The sequence below is a fragment of the Salipiger sp. ABN3_019 genome (assembly GCF_056158605.1).
Genome location: NZ_JBSWTP010000009.1, coordinates 307620 through 327354, shown reverse-complemented (window position 1 = coordinate 327354; position 19735 = coordinate 307620). Strand labels below are relative to the sequence as shown.

31 protein-coding genes are annotated in these 19735 nt (G+C 63.1%); 29 read left to right on the top strand and 2 right to left on the bottom strand.

Features of this window, described 5'->3' with window-relative positions; genetic code table 11:
• Nucleotides 1-65: 65 nt before the first annotated feature.
• From ACXAD2_RS09710 to ACXAD2_RS09700, 3 genes are all read left to right on the top strand, one after another.
• On the top strand, nt 66-929 hold the full coding sequence (locus tag ACXAD2_RS09710; protein ID WP_475169376.1) for an SDR family NAD(P)-dependent oxidoreductase: 864 nt from the start codon (nt 66-68) through the stop codon (nt 927-929).
• Nucleotides 930-1031: 102 nt separating this feature from the next.
• Entirely contained in the window at nt 1032-1232 is a 201-nt protein-coding gene (locus ACXAD2_RS09705) for a twin transmembrane helix small protein (RefSeq protein WP_066102764.1), read from the top strand.
• Nucleotides 1233-1808, top strand: a complete 576-nt coding sequence (locus ACXAD2_RS09700; protein ID WP_475169372.1) for a cob(I)yrinic acid a,c-diamide adenosyltransferase — start codon at nt 1233-1235, stop codon at nt 1806-1808.
• A gap of 138 nt (nt 1809-1946) precedes the next feature.
• Here the strand turns inward: ACXAD2_RS09700 and ACXAD2_RS09695 are convergent, their stop codons facing one another.
• Nucleotides 1947-3326 carry a cytochrome P450 gene (locus ACXAD2_RS09695; protein WP_475169371.1) on the bottom strand — a complete coding sequence of 460 codons (1380 nt, stop codon included), beginning with the start codon at nt 3324-3326 and terminating at the stop codon, nt 1947-1949.
• 116 nt (nt 3327-3442) lie between these two features.
• Between ACXAD2_RS09695 and ACXAD2_RS09690 the strand changes: the two genes are divergently transcribed.
• The 26 genes from ACXAD2_RS09690 (at nt 3443) to ACXAD2_RS09565 (ending at nt 18920) form a co-directional block, all read left to right on the top strand.
• Entirely contained in the window at nt 3443-4138 is a 696-nt protein-coding gene (locus ACXAD2_RS09690; protein ID WP_475169368.1) for a hypothetical protein, read from the top strand.
• Between the two features lie 120 nt (nt 4139-4258).
• Nucleotides 4259-5434: an elongation factor Tu gene (tuf, locus tag ACXAD2_RS09685; protein WP_066102746.1), complete on the top strand. Its 1176-nt coding sequence runs from the start codon at nt 4259-4261 to the stop codon at nt 5432-5434.
• 304 nt (nt 5435-5738) lie between these two features.
• Nucleotides 5739-6044: a 30S ribosomal protein S10 gene (gene rpsJ, locus ACXAD2_RS09680; RefSeq protein WP_066104052.1), complete on the top strand. Its 306-nt coding sequence runs from the start codon at nt 5739-5741 to the stop codon at nt 6042-6044.
• A gap of 11 nt (nt 6045-6055) precedes the next feature.
• A complete protein-coding gene (rplC, locus tag ACXAD2_RS09675) occupies nt 6056-6781 on the top strand; it encodes a 50S ribosomal protein L3 (protein ID WP_475169361.1) in 726 nt (241 codons plus the stop codon).
• The gene (gene rplD, locus ACXAD2_RS09670) at nt 6778-7395 is read left to right on the top strand and encodes a 50S ribosomal protein L4 (RefSeq protein WP_066104056.1); all 618 of its coding nucleotides are present in this window, start codon (nt 6778-6780) and stop codon (nt 7393-7395) included. The genes rplC and rplD overlap by 4 nt, the downstream gene beginning before the upstream one ends.
• Nucleotides 7392-7688, top strand: a complete 297-nt coding sequence (locus tag ACXAD2_RS09665; RefSeq protein ID WP_066104059.1) for a 50S ribosomal protein L23 — start codon at nt 7392-7394, stop codon at nt 7686-7688. The genes rplD and ACXAD2_RS09665 overlap by 4 nt, the downstream gene beginning before the upstream one ends.
• A gap of 343 nt (nt 7689-8031) precedes the next feature.
• On the top strand, nt 8032-8874 hold the full coding sequence (gene rplB, locus ACXAD2_RS09660) for a 50S ribosomal protein L2 (protein ID WP_066104062.1): 843 nt from the start codon (nt 8032-8034) through the stop codon (nt 8872-8874).
• 3 nt (nt 8875-8877) lie between these two features.
• Nucleotides 8878-9156 carry a 30S ribosomal protein S19 gene (gene rpsS, locus ACXAD2_RS09655; RefSeq protein WP_475169357.1) on the top strand — a complete coding sequence of 93 codons (279 nt, stop codon included), beginning with the start codon at nt 8878-8880 and terminating at the stop codon, nt 9154-9156.
• 3 nt (nt 9157-9159) lie between these two features.
• Nucleotides 9160-9540, top strand: coding sequence for a 50S ribosomal protein L22 (rplV, locus tag ACXAD2_RS09650; protein ID WP_066104068.1), 381 nt, complete (start codon nt 9160-9162; stop codon nt 9538-9540).
• On the top strand, nt 9540-10250 hold the full coding sequence (gene rpsC / locus ACXAD2_RS09645; protein ID WP_066104071.1) for a 30S ribosomal protein S3: 711 nt from the start codon (nt 9540-9542) through the stop codon (nt 10248-10250). The genes rplV and rpsC overlap by 1 nt, the downstream gene beginning before the upstream one ends.
• A 13-nt stretch (nt 10251-10263) precedes the next feature.
• Nucleotides 10264-10677 (top strand): 50S ribosomal protein L16, encoded by a 414-nt coding sequence (rplP, locus tag ACXAD2_RS09640; protein ID WP_066104074.1) that lies wholly within the window; start codon nt 10264-10266, stop codon nt 10675-10677.
• Nucleotides 10678-10795: 118 nt separating this feature from the next.
• Nucleotides 10796-11416 carry a 2OG-Fe(II) oxygenase family protein gene (locus ACXAD2_RS09635; RefSeq protein ID WP_066104077.1) on the top strand — a complete coding sequence of 207 codons (621 nt, stop codon included), beginning with the start codon at nt 10796-10798 and terminating at the stop codon, nt 11414-11416.
• Nucleotides 11417-11623: 207 nt separating this feature from the next.
• Complete coding sequence (gene rpmC, locus ACXAD2_RS09630; protein WP_066104080.1) at nt 11624-11830, top strand: 50S ribosomal protein L29; 207 nt, start codon at nt 11624-11626, stop codon at nt 11828-11830.
• Nucleotides 11831-11843: 13 nt separating this feature from the next.
• Nucleotides 11844-12074, top strand: a complete 231-nt coding sequence (gene rpsQ, locus ACXAD2_RS09625) for a 30S ribosomal protein S17 (RefSeq protein ID WP_066104083.1) — start codon at nt 11844-11846, stop codon at nt 12072-12074.
• A gap of 115 nt (nt 12075-12189) precedes the next feature.
• Nucleotides 12190-12558, top strand: coding sequence for a 50S ribosomal protein L14 (rplN, locus tag ACXAD2_RS09620; protein WP_005854833.1), 369 nt, complete (start codon nt 12190-12192; stop codon nt 12556-12558).
• Nucleotides 12558-12869: a 50S ribosomal protein L24 gene (rplX, locus tag ACXAD2_RS09615; RefSeq protein WP_066104086.1), complete on the top strand. Its 312-nt coding sequence runs from the start codon at nt 12558-12560 to the stop codon at nt 12867-12869. The genes rplN and rplX overlap by 1 nt, the downstream gene beginning before the upstream one ends.
• Nucleotides 12862-13422, top strand: coding sequence for a 50S ribosomal protein L5 (gene rplE, locus ACXAD2_RS09610; RefSeq protein ID WP_066104089.1), 561 nt, complete (start codon nt 12862-12864; stop codon nt 13420-13422). Before rplX ends, rplE begins: the two co-directional genes overlap by 8 nt.
• Before the next feature lie 12 nt (nt 13423-13434).
• On the top strand, nt 13435-13740 hold the full coding sequence (gene rpsN, locus ACXAD2_RS09605; RefSeq protein WP_066104093.1) for a 30S ribosomal protein S14: 306 nt from the start codon (nt 13435-13437) through the stop codon (nt 13738-13740).
• A gap of 12 nt (nt 13741-13752) precedes the next feature.
• Nucleotides 13753-14145 carry a 30S ribosomal protein S8 gene (gene rpsH / locus ACXAD2_RS09600; protein WP_066104096.1) on the top strand — a complete coding sequence of 131 codons (393 nt, stop codon included), beginning with the start codon at nt 13753-13755 and terminating at the stop codon, nt 14143-14145.
• Between the two features lie 10 nt (nt 14146-14155).
• Nucleotides 14156-14689 (top strand): 50S ribosomal protein L6, encoded by a 534-nt coding sequence (rplF, locus tag ACXAD2_RS09595; protein ID WP_066104099.1) that lies wholly within the window; start codon nt 14156-14158, stop codon nt 14687-14689.
• An 11-nt stretch (nt 14690-14700) separates the two neighbouring features.
• Nucleotides 14701-15063: a 50S ribosomal protein L18 gene (rplR, locus tag ACXAD2_RS09590; protein WP_066104102.1), complete on the top strand. Its 363-nt coding sequence runs from the start codon at nt 14701-14703 to the stop codon at nt 15061-15063.
• 205 nt (nt 15064-15268) lie between these two features.
• On the top strand, nt 15269-15844 hold the full coding sequence (gene rpsE / locus ACXAD2_RS09585) for a 30S ribosomal protein S5 (RefSeq protein ID WP_066104105.1): 576 nt from the start codon (nt 15269-15271) through the stop codon (nt 15842-15844).
• Nucleotides 15845-15849: 5 nt separating this feature from the next.
• Nucleotides 15850-16038, top strand: coding sequence for a 50S ribosomal protein L30 (gene rpmD, locus ACXAD2_RS09580; RefSeq protein ID WP_066104107.1), 189 nt, complete (start codon nt 15850-15852; stop codon nt 16036-16038).
• 305 nt (nt 16039-16343) lie between these two features.
• On the top strand, nt 16344-16808 hold the full coding sequence (gene rplO, locus ACXAD2_RS09575; RefSeq protein ID WP_066104110.1) for a 50S ribosomal protein L15: 465 nt from the start codon (nt 16344-16346) through the stop codon (nt 16806-16808).
• Between the two features lie 109 nt (nt 16809-16917).
• Nucleotides 16918-18282 (top strand): preprotein translocase subunit SecY, encoded by a 1365-nt coding sequence (secY, locus tag ACXAD2_RS09570; protein WP_475169342.1) that lies wholly within the window; start codon nt 16918-16920, stop codon nt 18280-18282.
• Nucleotides 18279-18920 (top strand): adenylate kinase, encoded by a 642-nt coding sequence (locus tag ACXAD2_RS09565; protein ID WP_066104118.1) that lies wholly within the window; start codon nt 18279-18281, stop codon nt 18918-18920. The genes secY and ACXAD2_RS09565 overlap by 4 nt, the downstream gene beginning before the upstream one ends.
• 114 nt (nt 18921-19034) lie before the next feature.
• On the opposite strand, the gene ACXAD2_RS09560 is transcribed toward ACXAD2_RS09565, so the two are convergent.
• The gene (locus ACXAD2_RS09560) at nt 19035-19427 is read right to left on the bottom strand and encodes a BLUF domain-containing protein (RefSeq protein WP_475169340.1); all 393 of its coding nucleotides are present in this window, start codon (nt 19425-19427) and stop codon (nt 19035-19037) included.
• Between the last annotated feature and the right edge of the window lie 308 nt (nt 19428-19735).

Genomic DNA, 19735 nt, shown 5'->3' with positions numbered 1-19735 from the left:
CCACCAGCGATTGCAGGCCCCGCCAGCCTCGCCTATCCCGGTCTCTGCGAACAGGAGACCGGCGTATGGCATTGAGCACCGAACAGGCTGCGACAGAATCCCGAAAATCTATTCTTATCACCGGCTGCTCATCGGGCATCGGCGCTGCGGCGGCCCGCGGCCTGCGCGCCCGTGGCTGGCGGGTGTTTGCCAGTTGCCGCAGCGAAGAGGATTGCGCCCGGCTGCGGATCGAAGGCTTCGAGAGCCCGCGGCTCGACTATGCCGATGAGGCCTCGATGGAGGCGGCGTTGGCAGAGGTACTGGCGACCACCGGCGGGACGCTCGACGCGCTCTACAACAATGGCGCCTACGCGGTGCCGGGGGCGCTCGAAGATCTGCCCACCGGCGCGCTGCGCGAGATCTTTGAGGTCAACCTCTTCGGATGGCACACGCTGACCCGCATGGTGATCCCGGTGATGCGCGCGCAGGGGCACGGGCGGATCATCAACTGCTCGTCGGTTCTGGGGCTGGTGCCGATGCCATGGCGCGGGGCCTATGTGTCGACCAAACACGCGCTCGAAGGGCTGACCGACGTGTTGCGCATCGAGATGTCGGACACGCCGATCAAGGTGATCCTCGTCGAGCCCGGCCCGATCACCTCGAAGATCCGCGCCAATTCCGTCCCCCATTTCGAGCAATGGGTGAACTGGCAGGACAGCCCGCGCCGCGCGCAATACGAAGGCTCGCTGCGCAAGCGGCTCTATGCGGCCCCGCAAGAGGACACATTCGAGCTGCCCGCCTCGGCGGTCACCGAAAAGCTGATCCGCGCCTTGGAGAGCGATCATCCCGCGCCGCGCTACTATGTCACCACGCCGACCCACATCATGGGCACGCTGCGCCGCCTGCTGCCGTCGCGCCTGCTCGACTGGATCATCGAACGCGCCCGCTAACCGCAGGAGGCCGGGTGGAGCGCGCTAAGGTCGCAGCCGGGCGCCTTCGCTTTTGGCCGCGAACCGGCTATGTGGGGAGCAAGAGGATAGGGAGGCAAATCCATGCGCGATGACCCGCTGTTTCTGGTCGTTGCCGTCGTGATGATGGCGGTCGTGGGCATTCTGCTCTTCGGCATCGGCTCTTTCGCGAAGGGAGGCGCCTTCAACAAGAAATACGCCAACAAGGCGATGCGCTGGCGCATCATCGCGCAATTTGCGGCGGTGGTGCTCATCCTTGTCTTTGTGCTGATCCGGAGAAGCTGAATGGTCGTGCTCAACAAGATTTACACCCGCACCGGCGATAAGGGCGACACGGCGCTGGTCGATGGCTCGCGGGTGCCGAAATTTGCGCCGCGGGTCGAGGCCTATGGCACGGTGGACGAGCTGAACTCGGTGGTCGGGCTGGCGCGGCTGCACGCGGATCCGGCGCTGGATGCGAAACTGGCGCTCATCCAGAACGATCTTTTCGATCTCGGCTCCGACCTTGCCCGCCCCGATATGGCCAAGGACGCCGAGGCCGGCTACCCGGTGCTGCGCCTGACGCAGGCGCAGGTCGACCGGCTCGAGACCGAGATGGACGCGATGACCGCCCAGCTCGAACCGTTGCGCAGCTTCGTGCTGCCCGGTGGCACGGCGGCCTCCGCCTTCCTGCACCAGTGCCGCACCGTCGCCCGCCGCGCCGAGCGCCGCGCGGTGGAACTGGCCACGCTCGAGGACGTGAACCGCCCGGCGGTAACCTATCTCAACCGGCTCAGCGACTGGTTCTTCTGCGCCGCGCGTATGGCCAATGATGGCGGCGCGGCGGATGTGCTCTGGGTGCCCGGCGCCAACCGCGACTGAGGAAGAGAGGGGGCGCTGCCCCCTCGTCGCTGCGCGCCTCACCCCCGGCGTATTTTTCCGAAGAGAAGAAGGACCGGAGATCCTAGGGCTTCTTCTCTTTCCAAATACGCATATCCGAAGCGTGCCAGAGGTGCGGCGTCAGAGCGGTTCGGCCTCCAGCCACACGCCGCCCTCGGGGCGCAGGGTAAGGATCATCACCGGCTCCGGCGCGCGGCCTTCGATGGCGCTGAAGCGAAAGCGCTTCAGCAGCGTCGCGAGCACGATCAGCGCCTCCTGCAGCGCAAAAGCCGCGCCGATGCAGATCCGCGGCCCGTCGCCGAAGGGCAGATAGGCGTAGCGCGGCGGCTTTTCGAGAAAGCGGTCGGGGCGGAAAGCGTCCGGGTCTTCCCACAGGCGATGACTGCGGTGCAGCGCGTAGATCGGGATCATCACCGTATCGCCGGGCTTGATCTCGCGCCCGCAGAGCTCGTCCGGCACCTGCGCCGTGCGCGAGACGATCCCGGCTGGCGGATAGAGCCGCAGCGTCTCGTCGATCACCCGGCGCAGATAGGGCAGCTCGGCGACCTCGGCGGCGCTGGCGGTATCGCCGCTGACCCCCGCCATGACCTCGTCCCGCGCGCGCTGCTGCGCCTCGGGATCGAACGCCAGCAGGTAGAGCGCCCAAGACAGGGTGATCGCCGTGGTTTCATGCCCGGCGACGATGAAGGTCAGCAGGTTGTCGCGCAGCTCGGCGGTGTTCATGCGGCGTGTGGTTTCCGGGTCCTCGCCGGCCAGCAGCAGGTCAAGAAGGTCCGGCACCTCGCGCGGGCCGCGGGCGGCGCGGTCGTCAATGGCGGCATCCGCCACGCGCTTCATCTCGGTCAGCCCGCCCGCCGAGCGCATGCGCCCCGGGCGGGGCACCCAATCGGGCAGGCCCAGCACGTCGAACAGCGAGATCCGCCCGGCATCGGCGATATAGCCGTCGATCGCCCGATGCACCGCGTCGCGGGCAAAGGCCTCGCCGCCGGAAAAGGTGACTTCCGAGATCACGTCGAAGGTCGTGGTGACCATCTCTTCGTAGAGGTCGACGGCGCGCCCCTGCTGTGCGGCGATCCGCTGCGCCGCCCGGTCCGCGGCACCGGCCATGATCGGGCCGAGGTTGCTCATATTGCGGGCCGAAAAGGCGGGGGCGGCGGCGCGCCGCTGCCAGCGCCATTGCGCGCCTTCGGCGACGAACATCGACTCGCCGATCGCCGGGCGAAGAAGGTTCTTGGTGACAATCGACTTGGGGTAGTCGTCGAGCCGTTCGAGCAGCACTTCGCGGATCGCGCCCGGCTCCATCAGCATATGCCAGCGCGCGCCGGTGCGGCCCGACACCATTGGCGTGCGGGTCGCGAGATCGGGGATGATCGCCAGCAGATTGCGCCGCGCCGCCCGCAGGCTGGCCAGAATGCCCAAGGGTTCGGTCACCAGCGGCGCGCGCACCGGCAGCGGCGCGGGGGCGGCGGGGCTTTGGGGTTCGGACGACGTTTCGATCATGTCACACCTCTTAGCAGAAGATAGGTGCGCTGCGGGCCACGGCAAAGCCGGGAGATTGCCAGCGCCGCCGCCGCCGGGCTATCCCTCGGGCCCCAGTGTTTGCCGAAAGTTCGACCATGTTCCGCCTTGCCGCCGCCCTTGCCATGTTTCTCGGGCTCACCGCCTGCGCCAACGGTCAGCGCAATCTCGAGAAACCGGCGGAACCGCTGGGCAATTTCAAGCTCGGCTTTTCCGAGGTGGTGGCGCCCAACATCGTCAAGGGACCGCTGTCGCGCGAGGCCAGCGCCGAGGAATGGACAGCCGCGGTGGATCACGCCATCGAGGAGCGCTTCGACCGGCAGGGCGGCGAGAAATACTATCACATCGGCACCAGCGTCGAAGGCTATGTGCTGGCCCAGCCCGGCGTGCCGCTGGTGTTCAGCCCCAAGTCGGCGCTGATCCTGAAGGTGACAATCTGGGATGATGCGGCGCAGAAAAAGCTCAACGACACGCCCGAGCAGATCACCGTCATGGAAGCGATCACCCCCGAAACGCTGGCGGGCTCGGGGCTGACCCAGTCGAAGGCCGAGCAGATGCGCAACCTCTCGGCCAATGCGGCGCTGCAGATCGAGATGTGGATGCGCCGCGAGTTGCGCGCGCAGGGCTGGTTCGGCGGCGAGGCGGCGCAGGATGCGGCGGAAGCGCGTCTTGCGGCGGCCAACATGGAGGCTGAAACCGCTGCGCAGGAGGGGCCGGACGCGGGGCAGGAGACCGAAATTGCCGCCGCGACATCGGCCAAGGCTGGCCGAGAGCGCGAAACCGTGACCGAATAACCGCGCTTCGAAGCCGCCATTTGTCAACAGACGCTTGATTTTCTGCTCTCGACTCAATAAACGGCCCGCGATGCGAAACCGGGTCGCAGTCGACCCCCTAGAGGTGAGACGTCTGTAAAGATGGCAAAGGAAAAGTTTGAGCGCGGCAAACCGCACTGCAACATCGGCACGATCGGTCACGTTGACCACGGCAAAACCACGCTGACCGCAGCGATCACCAAATACTTCGGTGACTTCCGTGCGTACGACCAGATCGACGGCGCGCCGGAAGAAAAAGCACGCGGCATCACGATCTCGACCGCGCACGTGGAATACGAGACCGAAGCACGCCACTACGCACACGTGGACTGCCCTGGTCACGCCGACTACGTGAAGAACATGATCACCGGCGCGGCGCAGATGGACGGCGCGATCCTGGTTGTGAACGCAGCTGACGGCCCGATGCCGCAGACCCGCGAGCACATCCTTCTGGGCCGCCAGGTGGGTATCCCCGCCATGGTCGTGTTCCTGAACAAGGTCGACCAGGTGGACGATCCGGAACTGCTCGAGCTGGTGGAAATGGAAGTCCGCGAGCTGCTGTCCGAGTACGACTTCCCGGGCGACGACATTCCGATCATCGCAGGCTCGGCTCTGGCCGCAATGGAAGGCCGCGATCCGGAAATCGGCGAAGAGAAGATCAAGGAACTGATGGCTGCTGTGGACGAGTACATCCCGCAGCCGGAGCGTGCCGTTGACCAGCCGTTCCTGATGCCGATCGAAGACGTGTTCTCGATCTCGGGCCGCGGCACCGTTGTGACCGGCCGTGTGGAGCGTGGCGTTGTGAACGTCGGCGACGAACTGGAAATCGTCGGCATCCGCGACACCAAGAAAACCACCTGTACCGGTGTGGAAATGTTCCGCAAGCTGCTCGACCGCGGTGAAGCAGGCGACAACATCGGCGCCCTGCTGCGCGGCATCGACCGTGAAGGCGTTGAGCGTGGTCAGGTTCTGTGTAAGCCGGGTTCGGTGAAGCCGCACACCAAGTTCGAGTGTGAGGTCTACATCCTGACCAAGGAAGAAGGTGGCCGTCACACGCCGTTCTTCGCGAACTACCGTCCGCAGTTCTACTTCCGCACCACCGACGTGACCGGCACCGTGACCCTCCCCGAGGGCACCGAGATGGTCATGCCGGGCGACAACCTGAAGTTCACCGTCGAGCTGATCGCACCGATCGCGATGGAAGACGGCCTGCGTTTCGCCATCCGTGAAGGTGGCCGGACCGTGGGTTCGGGCGTCGTCTCGAAAATCCTCGAGTGATGCATGCGCGCCCGGCACCTACGCCGGGCAGCAGATCGGGAAAGGGCCGCCTCCGGGCGGCCCTTTTTCCATAACCGCGGTTCGTCGATGTGGGTGCCTGAGGCCCCGGCACGGCTGACTTGCGGAAATACCCATGCGGCGCCTGCGCGCTGGGGCTTGCCAAGCAAGGCTCTCAGCCGTATATGCGCGCAACGGCCCAAGGGTCGTGAAGGGCGGGGTGATTCCCCGCCTTTTAGGTTCGATGAGGGTGCGGCGATGCGCGTCCATCCTCCTCTCAACCTTAACGCCAAAATAGGACTGTTCGATGAACCAGAACATCCGTATCCGGCTCAAGGCGTTTGATTACCGCGTCCTCGATGCATCGACGCAGGAAATCGTGAACACCGCCAAGCGCACCGGCGCTACCGTTCGCGGCCCGATCCCGCTGCCGAACAAGATTGAGAAATTCACTGTTCTGCGTGGCCCGCACGTGAACAAGAAATCCCGCGATCAGTTCGAGATTCGTACGCACAAGCGTCTTCTCGACATCGTAGATCCGACCCCGCAGACCGTGGACGCGCTGATGAAGCTCGACCTCGCGGCCGGCGTGGATGTCGAGATCAAGGTGTAAGGGGGCAGATCATGTTGCGCTCTGGAGTTATCGCAAAGAAAGTCGGCATGACCCGGCTGTTCATGGAAGACGGCAAGCAGATCCCTGTGACCGTCCTCCAACTCGAAGGTTGCCAGGTCGTCGCACAGCGGACCGCTGACAAGGACGGCTACAGCGCCGTTCAGCTCGGCGCCGGTGCTGCAAAGGCCAAGAACGTGTCGAAGGCCATGCGTGGTCACTTCGCCGCGGCCAAGGTGGAACCGAAGCGGAAGATCGCGGAATTCCGCGTCGATGCAGAGAACCTCATCGCCGTTGGCGAAGAGATCTCGGCAGAGCACTACTTCGAAGGTCAGTATGTCGACGTTGCCGGCACGACCATCGGTAAAGGCTTTGCCGGTGCAATGAAGCGCCACAACTTCGGTGGTCTTCGCGCATCGCACGGCGTGTCGATCTCGCACCGTTCGCACGGTTCGACCGGTCAGTGTCAGGACCCGGGCAAAGTCTTCAAAGGCAAGAAGATGGCCGGCCACATGGGTGCCGTCCGCGTCACCACGCAGAACCTGCAGGTCGTGAAGACCGATGCCGACCGCGGCATCATCATGATCAAGGGCGCGGTGCCGGGCTCGAAAGGTGGCTGGGTCACTGTCAAGGACGCCGTGAAGAAGCCGTTCCCCGAGAACGCTGCTCTGCCGGCTGCCCTGAAACCCGCTGCTGCTCCGGCTGAAGCCGAAGCTGAGAAGAAGGAAGGCGACGAATGAAACTCGACGTGATCAAACTCGACGGCGGTGCCGCGGGCGAAGTCGAGCTGACGGACGCGATCTTTGATCTCGAGCCGCGCGCCGACATTCTGCACCGTGTGGTTCGCTGGCAGCGTAACAAGGCGCAAGCCGGTACGCACAAGGTCAAGACCCGCTCGGAAGTCAGCTACTCGACCAAGAAGATCTATCGCCAGAAGGGCACCGGCGGCGCACGCCACGGCTCCCGCAAGGCGCCGATCTTCCGCAAGGGTGGTATCTACAAGGGTCCGACCCCGCGCAGCCACGCGCATGACCTTCCCAAGAAGGTGCGCGCACTCGGCCTGAAGCTGGCTCTGTCGGCAAAAGCCAAGACCGGCTCGCTCGTGGTGATCGACACCGCGGAGACCGATGGCAAAACCAAGACGCTGGCGGCACAGGTCAAGAGCCTGGGCTGGAAGCGCGCTCTGGTGATCGACGGTGCTTCGGTGAACGAGGGCTTCGCCCGCGCCGCCGCAAACATCGACGGTCTGGACGTGCTGCCCTCCGTCGGCGCCAACGTTTATGACATCCTCAAGCGTGACACTCTCGTGCTCACCAAAGCGGGTGTCGAAGCTCTGGAGGCTCGACTGAAATGACCGCTAAGGCACAACACTACGACGTGATCCGCAAGCCGATCATCACCGAGAAATCCACCATGGTCGGCGAGAACGGCACCGTGGTTTTCGAAGTGGCGATCGACTCGACCAAACCGCAAGTCAAAGAGGCCGTCGAGGCGCTCTTCGGCGTGAAGGTGAAATCGGTGAACACCACGATCACCAAGGGTAAGGTCAAGCGTTTCCGCGGCCAGATCGGCAAGCGGAACGACGTCAAGAAGGCCTATGTGACCCTCGAAGAGGGCAACACGATCGACGTGACCACCGGTCTCTGATCGTTGCCTTCGGCAAGTTCGGGAAAGCCCTCGCTTCGGCGGGGGCTTTTCCAATTCCCGGCTGCATTCCTCGGCCGGGCGGGGGAGGGCGGAAATCGCCCCAAACCCCGGCAAATAAGGGCCTCGAGGCCCTTTGCGGCGGCGGTTGCGCTTGACCTTGATCAACTCTTTGACTAGAGCAGGCCATCCGCTGAGCCCCGGATTCGTCCGGGGCTTCGCTTTTGTTCGAAAGAACAGATCGCCTGGGACCTTCGGGGCCCTCTAAATCGGCCACCTTCGGGGGGCTAAACTCCGGCACACCCGATACGCGGGTGCTGTCGCATTACAACGGAAGACAGAAAGCATGGCACTTAAGTCGTACAAGCCGACGACGCCGGGCCAGCGCGGGCTGGTGCTGATCGACCGTTCGGAGCTGTATAAAGGACGTCCCGTCAAAGCCCTCACCGAGGGTCTGACGAAGTCGGGCGGCCGGAACAACACCGGACGGATCACTGCACGCCGCCGCGGCGGTGGCGCAAAGCGTCTCTATCGCATCGTCGATTTCAAGCGGAACAAGTTCGACGTGTCGGCCACCGTGGCCCGCATCGAATATGACCCCAACCGGACCGCGTTCATCGCACTGGTTCAGTATGACGACGGCGAGCAGGCCTACATCCTGGCCCCGCAGCGCCTCGCCATCGGCGACCGCGTCGTGGCGTCGGCCAAGGCCGACATCAAGCCCGGCAACGCAATGCCCTTCTCGGGCATGCCGATCGGTACCATTGTCCACAACATCGAACTGAAGCCCGGCAAGGGCGGTCAGATCGCACGCGCCGCGGGCACCTACGCCCAGTTCGTCGGCCGTGACGGTGGCTACGCACAGATCCGCCTCTCGTCGGGTGAACTGCGCATGGTTCGTCAGGAATGCATGGCCACCATCGGTGCCGTGTCGAACCCCGACAACTCGAACCAGAACCTTGGTAAAGCCGGTCGTAACCGCCACTATGGCAAGCGTCCGAGCGTCCGCGGCGTCGTGATGAACCCGATCGACCACCCGCACGGTGGTGGTGAGGGTCGTACCTCGGGTGGTCGTCACCCGGTGACCCCGTGGGGCAAGCCGACCAAGGGCAAGCGTACCCGCAACACCAACAAGGCGTCGCAAAAGCTGATCATCCGCTCGCGCCACGCCAAGAAGAAGGGGCGGTAATCCATGACGCGCTCTGTTTGGAAAGGCCCGTTCGTCGACGCCTACGTCCTGAAAAAGGCCGAGAAAGTCCGCGAATTTGGCAAGAACGAAGTCATCAAAATCTGGTCGCGCCGCTCGACGATCCTGCCCCAGTTCGTGGGTCTGACGTTTGGCGTCTACAACGGCCAGAAGCATGTTCCCGTGAACGTCTCCGAAGACATGATCGGTCAGAAGTTCGGTGAGTACTCGCCAACTCGGACCTATTACGGTCACGCGGCTGACAAAAAAGCCAAGAGGAAGTAAGCCATGGGCAAGGATAAGAATCCCCGCCGCGTGGCGGACAACGAGGCGATGGCAAAGCTGCGCATGCTGCGCACTTCGCCCCAGAAGCTGAACCTGGTGGCCGCGCTGATCCGCGGCAAGAAGGTCGACCGTGCTCTCACGGACCTGACTTTCTCGAAAAAGCGGATCGCCGTGGACGTGAAGAAATGCCTTCAGTCCGCTATCGCGAACGCCGAGAACAACCACGGTCTGGACGTTGACGAGCTCGTCGTCGCCGAGGCCTATGTGGGCAAGAACCTTGTGATGAAGCGCGGTCGTCCGCGTGCACGTGGCCGCTTTGGTCGCATCAACAAGCCGTTCTCGGAACTCACCATCAAGGTGCGTCAGGTCGAGGAGCAAGCCTAATGGGTAACAAGACCAATCCGATCGGCATGCGCCTCCAGGTCAACCGCACCTGGGACAGCCGCTGGTACGCCGACACCAAGGACTATGGTGATCTGCTTCTGGAAGACATCGCGATCCGCGAATTCCTCCACGAAGAGTGCAAGCAGGCCGGTGTTGCCCGCATCATCATCGAGCGTCCGCACAAGAAGTGCCGCGTCACGATCCACACCGCACGCCCCGGCGTCATCATCGGCAAGAAAGGCGCAGACATCGAAGTCCTGCGCAAGAAGCTGGCGAAGATGACCGACAGCGAGCTGCACCTCAACATCGTTGAAGTGCGCAAGCCCGAGCTCGACGCCCGCCTCGTGGGTGAGAGCATCGCGCAGCAGCTCGAGCGTCGTGTGTCGTTCCGTCGCGCGATGAAGCGTGCCGTGCAGAACGCAATGCGTATGGGCGCCCTGGGTATCCGGGTGAACGTCGCTGGTCGTCTGGGCGGTGCCGAGATCGCACGTACTGAGTGGTATCGCGAAGGCCGTGTGCCCCTGCACACCCTGCGCGCCGACATCGATTACTCGCACGTAGAAGCCACGACCCCCTATGGTATCATCGGGATCAAGGTCTGGATCTTCAAAGGCGAGATCATGGAGCATGACCCCGCAGCCCGCGACCGCAAGTCGCAGGAACTGCAAGACGGTCCGGCTCCGCGCGGCGCCATGGGCGGCCGTCGCTGAGGAGGTTTGAGAAATGCTTCAACCGAAACGCACTAAATTCCGGAAGATGTTCAAAGGCCGCATCAAGGGTGAGGCCAAGGGCGGTTCCGACCTGAACTTCGGCCACTACGGCCTGAAGGCTCTTCAGCCCGAGCGTGTGACTGCTCGCCAAATCGAAGCGGCTCGCCGCGCGATGACGCGTCACATGAAACGTCAGGGCCGGGTCTGGATCCGTATCTTCCCGGACACTCCCGTGACCTCCAAACCCACCGAAGTCCGGATGGGTAAGGGTAAAGGTTCCGTGGATTTCTGGGCCTGCAAAGTGAAGCCCGGCCGCGTGATGTTCGAGATCGACGGTGTGCCCGAGGACGTCGCCCGTGAGGCGCTGCGTCTGGCGGCCATGAAACTGCCGATCAAGTCGCGCGTCGTGGTTCGCGAGGACTGGTAATCCCTTCGGGATAACCGCATGAAAAAGGCCCCCGCCGAGCAATCGGCGGGGGCTTTCCATTTCAATCCCGCGCGGGGCAGGGGGGCCTGTGCTGCGCATCAGGACAGAGGACCGCGCCATGGCCCAGATCCGTTCCCTCTTTGCGACCCGTCTCTACCGCGCCCGGCTGTCGGAGTTCGATCCGGCGATCGACGCCGATGAGCTCGAGGGCTCGTGCTATTCCATCGCCGAGGATGACGAGGCCGGGCAGGAGTGGTGCGAGAACAACGCTTATCCGGGATACACCTCCTATGCGTCGCTGACCGACCTGCCGTGGCGATTTCCGATCTTTGGCGATCTGGTGAAAGCGCTGGATCAGCATGTGGCGGCCTTTGCCGAGGACCTCGAGTTCGACCTTGGCGACAAGGCGCTGGTGCTCGAAGACCTGTGGATCAACATCCTGCCCGAGGGCGGCACCCACAGCTCGCACATCCACCCCCATTCGGTGATCTCCGGCACCACCTATGTGTCGATGCCCGATGGCGCCAGCGCGCTGAAGCTGGAAGACCCGCGGCTGCCGATGATGATGGCCGCTCCGACGCGCCGCAAGGGCTGCCGAGAAGAGCTCAAGAGCTTCATCTATGAGGCCCCTGCGGTGGGCGACGTACTGCTCTGGGAAAGCTGGCTACGCCACGAGGTGCCGATGAACATGTCCGAGGACGAGCGCATCTCGGTCAGCTTCAACTACAAGTGGGAGTGATCCGGGGGCCTGGCCCCACCACTGCTGGGGTCGCTTTCTGAGACCCCGGCTAGGGCAACCCAGCCATGCGCGCGGGCCCTTGTTTTACAGGGTTGTCACGGTCCGGATTCTGGCCTATATCGCGCGCTCATCCACCTCCACCGGGAATCAGGGTGACCCGCATAACGACGGGGCTCTCCGGTGATGTTGAAACGAAGGAGCGACCTTATGGACGCCAAAGAACTTGCGAACAAGACCCCGGACCAGCTCCGGGACGAGCTCGTCGCGCTGAAAAAGGAAGCGTTCAACCTGCGCTTCCAGAAAGCGACCGGCGCACTCGAGAACACCGCCCGCATCCGTCAGGTGCGCCGCGACGTTGCCCGCGTCAACACCGTGCTGAACCAAAAAGCCGCTGGCGCGGCCGCAACCGAGTAAGGGAGGCTAAGTAATGCCCAAGCGTATCCTGCAAGGCACCGTGACCTCCACGGCAAACGCACAGACCGTCACCGTTTCGGTCGAGCGTCGCTTCAAGCACCCGGTCATGCAAAAGACCATTCGTAAGTCGAAGAAATACCGTGCCCATGACGAGGCCGGCAAGTTCGCCGTTGGCGATACGGTCCGCATCATCGAATGCGCGCCCAAGTCGAAGACGAAGCGCTGGGAAGTCATCGCAGAATAAGCGTCTAGCCTCGGTCTAACGACCGGGGCATGCGCTTTTCCTGCGATGGTGCTCAGCATCATCGAAACCCTGGGGGGTAGACCAAGAACAACCCCCAAAGGTCGGGAGAAACCAAATGATCCAGATGCAGACCAATCTGGATGTTGCTGACAATTCCGGTGCCCGGAAAGTTCAGTGCATCAAGGTCCTCGGCGGCTCGCATCGCCGCTACGCATCGGTCGGCGACATCATCGTCGTCTCGGTGAAAGAGGCCATTCCGCGCGGCCGCGTGAAAAAAGGTGACGTCCGTAAGGCCGTCGTCGTGCGCACCGCCAAGGAAGTTCGTCGTGAAGATGGCACGTCGATCCGCTTCGACCGCAACGCGGCCGTCATCCTGAACAACTCGGGCGAGCCTGTCGGCACCCGTATTTTCGGGCCGGTGGTTCGCGAACTGCGCGCGAAGAACTTCATGAAGATCATCTCGCTCGCTCCGGAGGTGCTGTAATGGCTGCTAAACTCCGTAAAGGTGACAAGGTCGTCGTCCTGTCCGGCAAGGACAAAGGCAAGACCGGCACCATCGAGTCCGTCGATCCCAAAGGTGGCAAGGCAGTTGTCGGTGGCGTGAACATGGCCATCCGTCACCAGCGCCAGTCGCAGACCGAGCAGGGCGGCCGCACGCCGAAGGCGATGCCGATCGACCTGTCGAACCTGGCGATCGTCGATGCCAACGGCAAAGCAACCCGCGTCGGCTTCCGCATGGAAGGTGACAAGAAGGTCCGCTTCGCCAAGACCACGGGAGACGTGATCGATGCTTGATACCGCGACCTACACGCCGCGTCTCAAGACGCAGTTCCGCGACACGATCAAAGCCGCTCTGAAAGAAGAGTTTGGCTACAAGAACGACATGCAGATCCCCTCGGTGGACAAGATCGTTCTGAACATCGGTTGCGGTGCAGAAGCCGTGCGCGACTCCAAAAAGGCGAAATCGGCTCAGGAAGACCTGACCAAGATCGCTGGTCAGCTGGCCGTCACCACCAAGGCAAAGAAGTCGATCGCCGGCTTCCGCGTCCGTGAAGACATGCCGCTCGGTGCCAAGGTCACGCTTCGTGGTGACCGGATGTACGACTTCCTCGATCGTCTGATCAACATCGCGATGCCGCGTATCCGCGACTTCCGTGGTGTGAAGCCGTCCTTCGACGGCCGTGGCAACTTCGCCATGGGCATCAAGGAGCACATCGTGTTCCCGGAAATCGAATTCGACAAGGTCGATGAGGTTTGGGGTATCGACGTGATCATCACGACCACCGCCGCAACCGACGCGGAAGCCAAGGCGCTGTTGAAGCATTTCAACATGCCCTTCAACGCCTGAGGAGCGAGACACATGGCTAAGAAATCCATGATCGAACGCGAAAAGAAGCGTCAGAAGCTGGTGGAACAGTATGCCGCCAAGCGTGCCGCTCTGAAAGAGATCGCGAACGACGAAACCAAGCCGATGGAAGAGCGTTTCAAGGCTCGCCTTGACCTGGCGAAACTGCCGCGCAACTCCTCGCCGACCCGTCTGCACAACCGTTGCCAGCTGACCGGTCGTCCGCACGCGTATTACCGGAAGCTCAAGGTCAGCCGTATCGCCCTGCGCGAACTCGGCTCGAACGGCCTGGCACCCGGTCTCGTGAAATCGAGCTGGTAAGGAGGGTATGAGATGAACGATCCTATCGGCGATATGCTCACCCGTATCCGTAACTCCCAGATGCGCGGCAAGTCGGTCGTTTCGACCCCGGCTTCCAAACTGCGCGCTTGGGTTCTCGACGTGCTGGCGGACGAAGGTTTCATCCGCGGCTACGAGAAGGGCACCGACGTCAACGGTCACCCGACGCTCGAGATCAGCCTGAAGTACTTCGACGGCACCCCCGTCATCCGCGAACTGAAGCGGGTGTCGAAGCCGGGCCGCCGTGTGTACATGGGCGTGAGCGACATCCCGCAGGTCCGTCAGGGCCTGGGTGTCTCGATTGTCAGCACGCCCAAAGGCGTGATGTCGGACGCAAACGCCCGCGCTGCCAATGTCGGCGGCGAGGTGCTCTGCACGGTATTCTAAGGAGGGACTCATGTCTCGTATTGGGAAAAAACCGGTCGAGCTGCCGTCGGGTGTCTCTGCATCCGTCACCGGTCAGACCGTCGAAGTGAAGGGCCCGAAAGGGACCCAGACCTTCAACGCTACCGACGATGTGACCATCGCGGTCGAAGACAATGTCATCACCGTGACGCCGCGCGGCAACTCCAAGCGCGCCCGTCAGCAGTGGGGCATGTCCCGTACCGTTGTTGCGAACATGGTCCACGGTGTTCAGAACACCTTCAAGAAAGAGCTTGAGATCCAGGGTGTGGGTTACCGCGCCGCGGTCCAGGGCTCGATCCTGAAGCTGAACCTCGGCTACAGCCACGATGTGAACTTCGACATCCCGCAAGGCATCACGGTGACCACGCCGAAGCCGACCGAGATCATCATCGAAGGTCATGATGCACAGCAGGTTGGTCAGGTTGCGGCGAACATCCGCGACTGGCGCCGCCCCGAGCCCTACAAAGGCAAGGGTATTCGCTACAAAGGCGAATACATCTTCGCCAAGGAAGGCAAGAAGAAGTAAGGACGCAGAAAATGGCACTCAGCAAACGGGAACTGTTCCTCAAGCGCCGCCTGCGCGTCCGGAACAAGCTTCGCAAGTCCAACGCCGGCCGCGTGCGCCTCTCGGTGCACCGCTCGAACAAGAACATCAGCGTTCAGCTGATCGACGACGTTCGCGGCGTGACCCTGGCCTCCGCCTCCTCGATGGAGAAGGACCTGGGCGTGACCGGCAACGGCGCGAACATCGACGCGGCTCAGAAGGTGGGTGCGGCAATCGCCGAACGCGCCAAGAAAGCCGGCATCGAAGAAGCTTACTTCGACCGCGGTGGTTTCCTGTATCACGGTCGCGTCAAGGCTCTGGCCGACGCAGCCCGCGAAGCAGGCCTGAAAATCTGATCTTGGCGGCGGGTCAGCCCGCCGCAGGATCGAAACACGCAAGGCGGGCTCGTCCCGCCTTGCGCTTTTGCAGGCGGCAACGCCTCGATGATCCGGGATCACGGCCCGCTTGGCGCGTCGATCACCTGGATTGGACCAAACGGTGCCGATGCGGCACGGGCTCCGGCCTTAACCGCCACGCGCCAACCTGAGAAAAGGATGCCAGATGGCAGAACGTGAGAACCGCCGGAACCGTCGCGAGCGCGACGAAGCTCCGGAATTCGCCGATCGCCTTGTCGCGATCAACCGTGTGTCGAAGACCGTCAAAGGCGGTAAGCGTTTCGGCTTTGCCGCGCTCGTCGTCGTCGGCGACCAGAAGGGCCGCGTGGGCTTCGGCAAAGGTAAGGCCAAGGAGGTCCCCGAGGCCATCCGTAAGGCGACCGAGCAAGCGAAGCGCAAAATGATTCGCGTGCCGCTGCGCGAAGGCCGCACGCTGCACCACGACATCGAAGGCCGTCACGGCGCTGGCCGTGTGGTGATGCGCACCGCACCGACCGGTACCGGGATCATCGCCGGTGGTCCGATGCGTGCCGTGTTCGAGATGCTCGGCGTGCACGACGTGGTCGCCAAGTCGATCGGTTCGCAGAACCCCTACAACATGATCCGCGCCACCCTGAACGCGCTGGAGAAGGTGAACTCGCCCCGCAGCGTCGCACAGCGTCGTGGCAAAAAGGTCGCCGACATCCTCCCCAAGCGTGACGAGGCCCCCGCGGAATCGTCGCAAGTGGCTGAGGAGGCCTGAGACCCATGGCTAAGACCATCGTTGTGAAGCAGATCGGCTCGCCGATCCGTCGCCCCGCCGTGCAGCGCCAGACGCTGATCGGCCTGGGCCTGAACAAGATGAACAAGACCCGCGAGCTTGAGGACACCCCCGCCGTGCGCGGCATGGTTCGCAAGATCCCGCACCTGGTCGAGATCATCGAAGAGCGCGGCTAAGCCGTCTCTCTTTGCCAATCTCGGAAACGCCCCGGACCTCATGCCGGGGCGTTTTCTTTTGTGCGCCGGGCGCGGGGCAGCAGCCTTCGAAGGCTGCTCGCGGTAACCAATTCGCAACAGTTCCGGTGCCACACTTCAACGCTGCGGTCCGGGCGGCAGGTCACTGCCCTTGCACCGCGCCGTATCGGGCGCTATACGCCCCCGGTGGCCGGGTTCTACGAATCCGCGTCACCGATTCCGAAAACATGCATGCCGCGTTTGCTCCATCCGTCGCTGGGGGGCACATCCGGCAAGGAGAAGCGACAATGAAACTTCATGAACTTCGCGACAACGAAGGCGCAACCCGTACGAAGAAGCGCATCGGCCGTGGCCCGGGTTCGGGCAAAGGCAAGATGGGTGGCCGTGGTATCAAAGGCCAGAAATCGCGTTCGGGTGTGGCCATCAACGGCTACGAAGGCGGCCAGATGCCGCTCTACCAGCGTCTTCCCAAGCGTGGCTTCAACAAGCCGAACCGGAAGTCCTACGCCGTGGTCAACCTCGGCCTGATCCAGAAATTCGTTGAAGCCGGCAAACTCGACGCCGCTTCGATCAACGAAGACACGCTGGTGACCTCCGGCCTCGTGCGCCGCAAGCTCGACGGCATCCGCGTTCTGGCGAAGGGCGAAGTGACCTCCGCTCTGACCATCGACGTGACCGGTGCTTCGAAAGCCGCTGTCGAGGCGGTCGAGAAGGCAGGTGGCGCGCTCAAGACCGCAGCCGCGGCCGAATAAGCGGGTTGTGAGCGGCCGCCGTGCCGCTTACATAAGGCCCCACGTTTTCCACGAACGCCGCCGGAGCCGGAAAGCGCCCCGGCGGCGTTTCGTCTGAGAGAGGACCCTCATGGCATCCGCTGTGGAACAAATGGCCGCCAACACCAGCTGGGCGGCGCTTGGCAAGGCGACGGACCTTCGCAACCGCATCTTCTTTACGTTGGGGCTGCTGATCGTCTACCGACTCGGCACATATATCCCCGTTCCGGGCATCGATGGCGCCGCGCTGCGCCAGTTCATGGAGCAGGCCGGTCAAGGCATCGGCGGCATGGTCTCCATGTTCACCGGTGGCGCGCTGGGACGTATGGGCATCTTCGCCCTCGGCATCATGCCCTATATCTCTGCCTCGATCATCGTTCAGCTGCTGACGGCCATGGTGCCGGCGCTTGAGCAGCTGAAGAAAGAAGGCGAGCAGGGCCGCAAGAAGATCAACCAGTACACCCGCTACGGCACGGTCGCTCTGGCGCTGTTCCAAGCCTACGGGCTTGCGGTGAGCCTCGAGGCGGGCGATCTCGCCCATGATCCGGGCTGGTACTTCCGTGCCGCCGTGGTGATCACCCTTGTGGGCGGCACCATGTTCCTGATGTGGCTGGGCGAACAGATCACCGCCCGCGGCATCGGCAACGGCATCTCTCTCATCATCTTCGTGGGCATCATCGCCGAGATTCCGGCGGCGCTGGCACAGTTCTTCGCCTCGGGCCGCTCGGGGGCCATCTCGCCGGCGCTGATTATCGGCGTGATCGTCATGGTCGTCGCGGTGATCATGTTCGTGGTGTTCATGGAACGCGCCCTGCGCAAGATCACCATCCAATACCCGCGCCGTCAGGTCGGCATGCGGATGACCGAAGCGCAGCAGTCGCACCTGCCGATCAAGGTGAACCCGGCGGGCGTGATCCCGGCGATCTTCGCCAGCTCGCTGCTGCTGCTGCCGACGACGATCGCGACCTTCAGCCAGGCTGGCTCCACCGGTCCGGTCATGTCGACGATCCTTGCCTACTTTGGCCCGGGTCAGCCGCTCTACCTGCTGTTCTTCGCAGCGATGATCATCTTCTTCGCGTATTTCTACACGTTCAACGTGTCGTTCAAACCCGATGAAGTGGCCGACAACCTGAAGAACCAGAACGGTTTCATTCCCGGTATCCGTCCGGGCAAGAAAACCGCCGAGCACCTCGAATATGTGGTCAACCGGGTGCTGGTGCTGGGCGCTGCTTATCTGACGGCGGTCTGTCTGCTGCCCGAGGTCCTGCGCTCGCAGTTCGCCATCCCGTTCTACTTCGGCGGCACCTCGGTGCTGATCGTGGTCTCGGTGACGATGGACACGATCCAGCAGGTCCAAAGCCACCTGCTCGCACATCAATACGAAGGTCTTATCCAGAAATCGCAGCTGCGCGGTAAAGGTAAGGCACGCAAACGGAAAGGACCCGCTCGGCGATGAATATCATTCTTCTTGGACCGCCCGGCGCAGGCAAGGGCACCCAGGCCCGGATCCTCGTGGAAGAGCGCGGCATGATCCAGCTCTCGACCGGCGACATGCTGCGCGAGGCAAAGGACAGCGGCACCGAGATGGGTAACAAGGTCGCCGACGTTATGGCGCGTGGCGAGCTTGTCACCGACGAGATCGTCATCGGCCTGATCCGCGAAAAGCTCGAGGCGAACCCCACCGCCGGCTATATCTTCGACGGCTTCCCGCGCACGCTGAAACAGGCGGATGCGCTGGCGGAGCTGCTCGAAGAGCAGGGCCAGACGCTGGATCACGTGGTCGAGCTTCGGGTGAACGACGATGCGCTGGTGGAGCGGATCACCGCGCGTTCGACCTGCGGATCCTGCGGTGAGGTCTACAACGACCTGACCAAGCCGATCCCGGCCGATGGCAAATGCTCCAACTGTGGCGGCACCGAGTTCAAGCGCCGGGCCGACGATAACGCGCAGGCGCTGCAGAAGCGCCTGATGGAGTACTACAAGCAGACCTCGCCGCTGATCGGCTATTACTACGCAAAGGGGCAGCACTCCCGCGTGGATGGCCTGGGCGAGATCGGCGACGTCAAAGCCGCCATCGCAGCCAAGCTCGACTGAGCTTTTCCTCCTCCGGGGTCCTGCCTTCCTCTTGGCAGAAATATCCCGGGGGAGTCCGCGCCCGCGGACGGGGGCAGAGCCCCCACCTCCTTCCCCGCCTTAGATAGAACCGCCTCAGGCCGCCCCGGCGATCCGCTGGACCCGGGCAAAGGCGACCGAGAGATTCCGCCCCTCTCCGGCGTAGAGGCGCGCCAGATACGCCCGATCCTCCAGCGACAAGGTGCCATAGGCCATCGACCAGCGTGGGAACATGCGCTCGGTGACCTGCCGGTTCACCCGCTCGACTACCGAAAAATGGCGACTGTCCTGACGGATCTCCTCGAACAGGCCGCGCACGGTGCTGCGCGCCCCTTCAAGCACCTGACAGAAGCCACCTTCCTCGCGCAGCAGACAGCCGGTTACCCCGAGGATCAGGTTGCGATCCATCGCCTTCGTCATGATGTCCACGTCCGAAGGATGCCGCCGCGGGAACAGCGAGCGGCTGGTGTAGAGCAACTGGTAAATCATTGAGGCGCCTCGCTCACGCGGGGTTGCGCGATGCGGAAAGAGAGGGCAGGGTGGCTGCCGGGGACTTGGGGAAGGGTTGTCGTGACCTGCATGAGACTGTAAACGATGGGGATCGAGAATGGTTCCCGAATGGGTCTTGACGGCCCTTACGAATCCTCATACCCACTCCCATCTCTTATCGAGACTCAATTTGTTGGGCTGGCTTTGCCTGCCTTGCAGATCACCTCATCAGCGGACAGCCCGGCGGCGCCTTCGTGCCTCGGGCTCATGTTGTGAAAAAAGGTTCTGGAGCTACGGAACCGCAACGA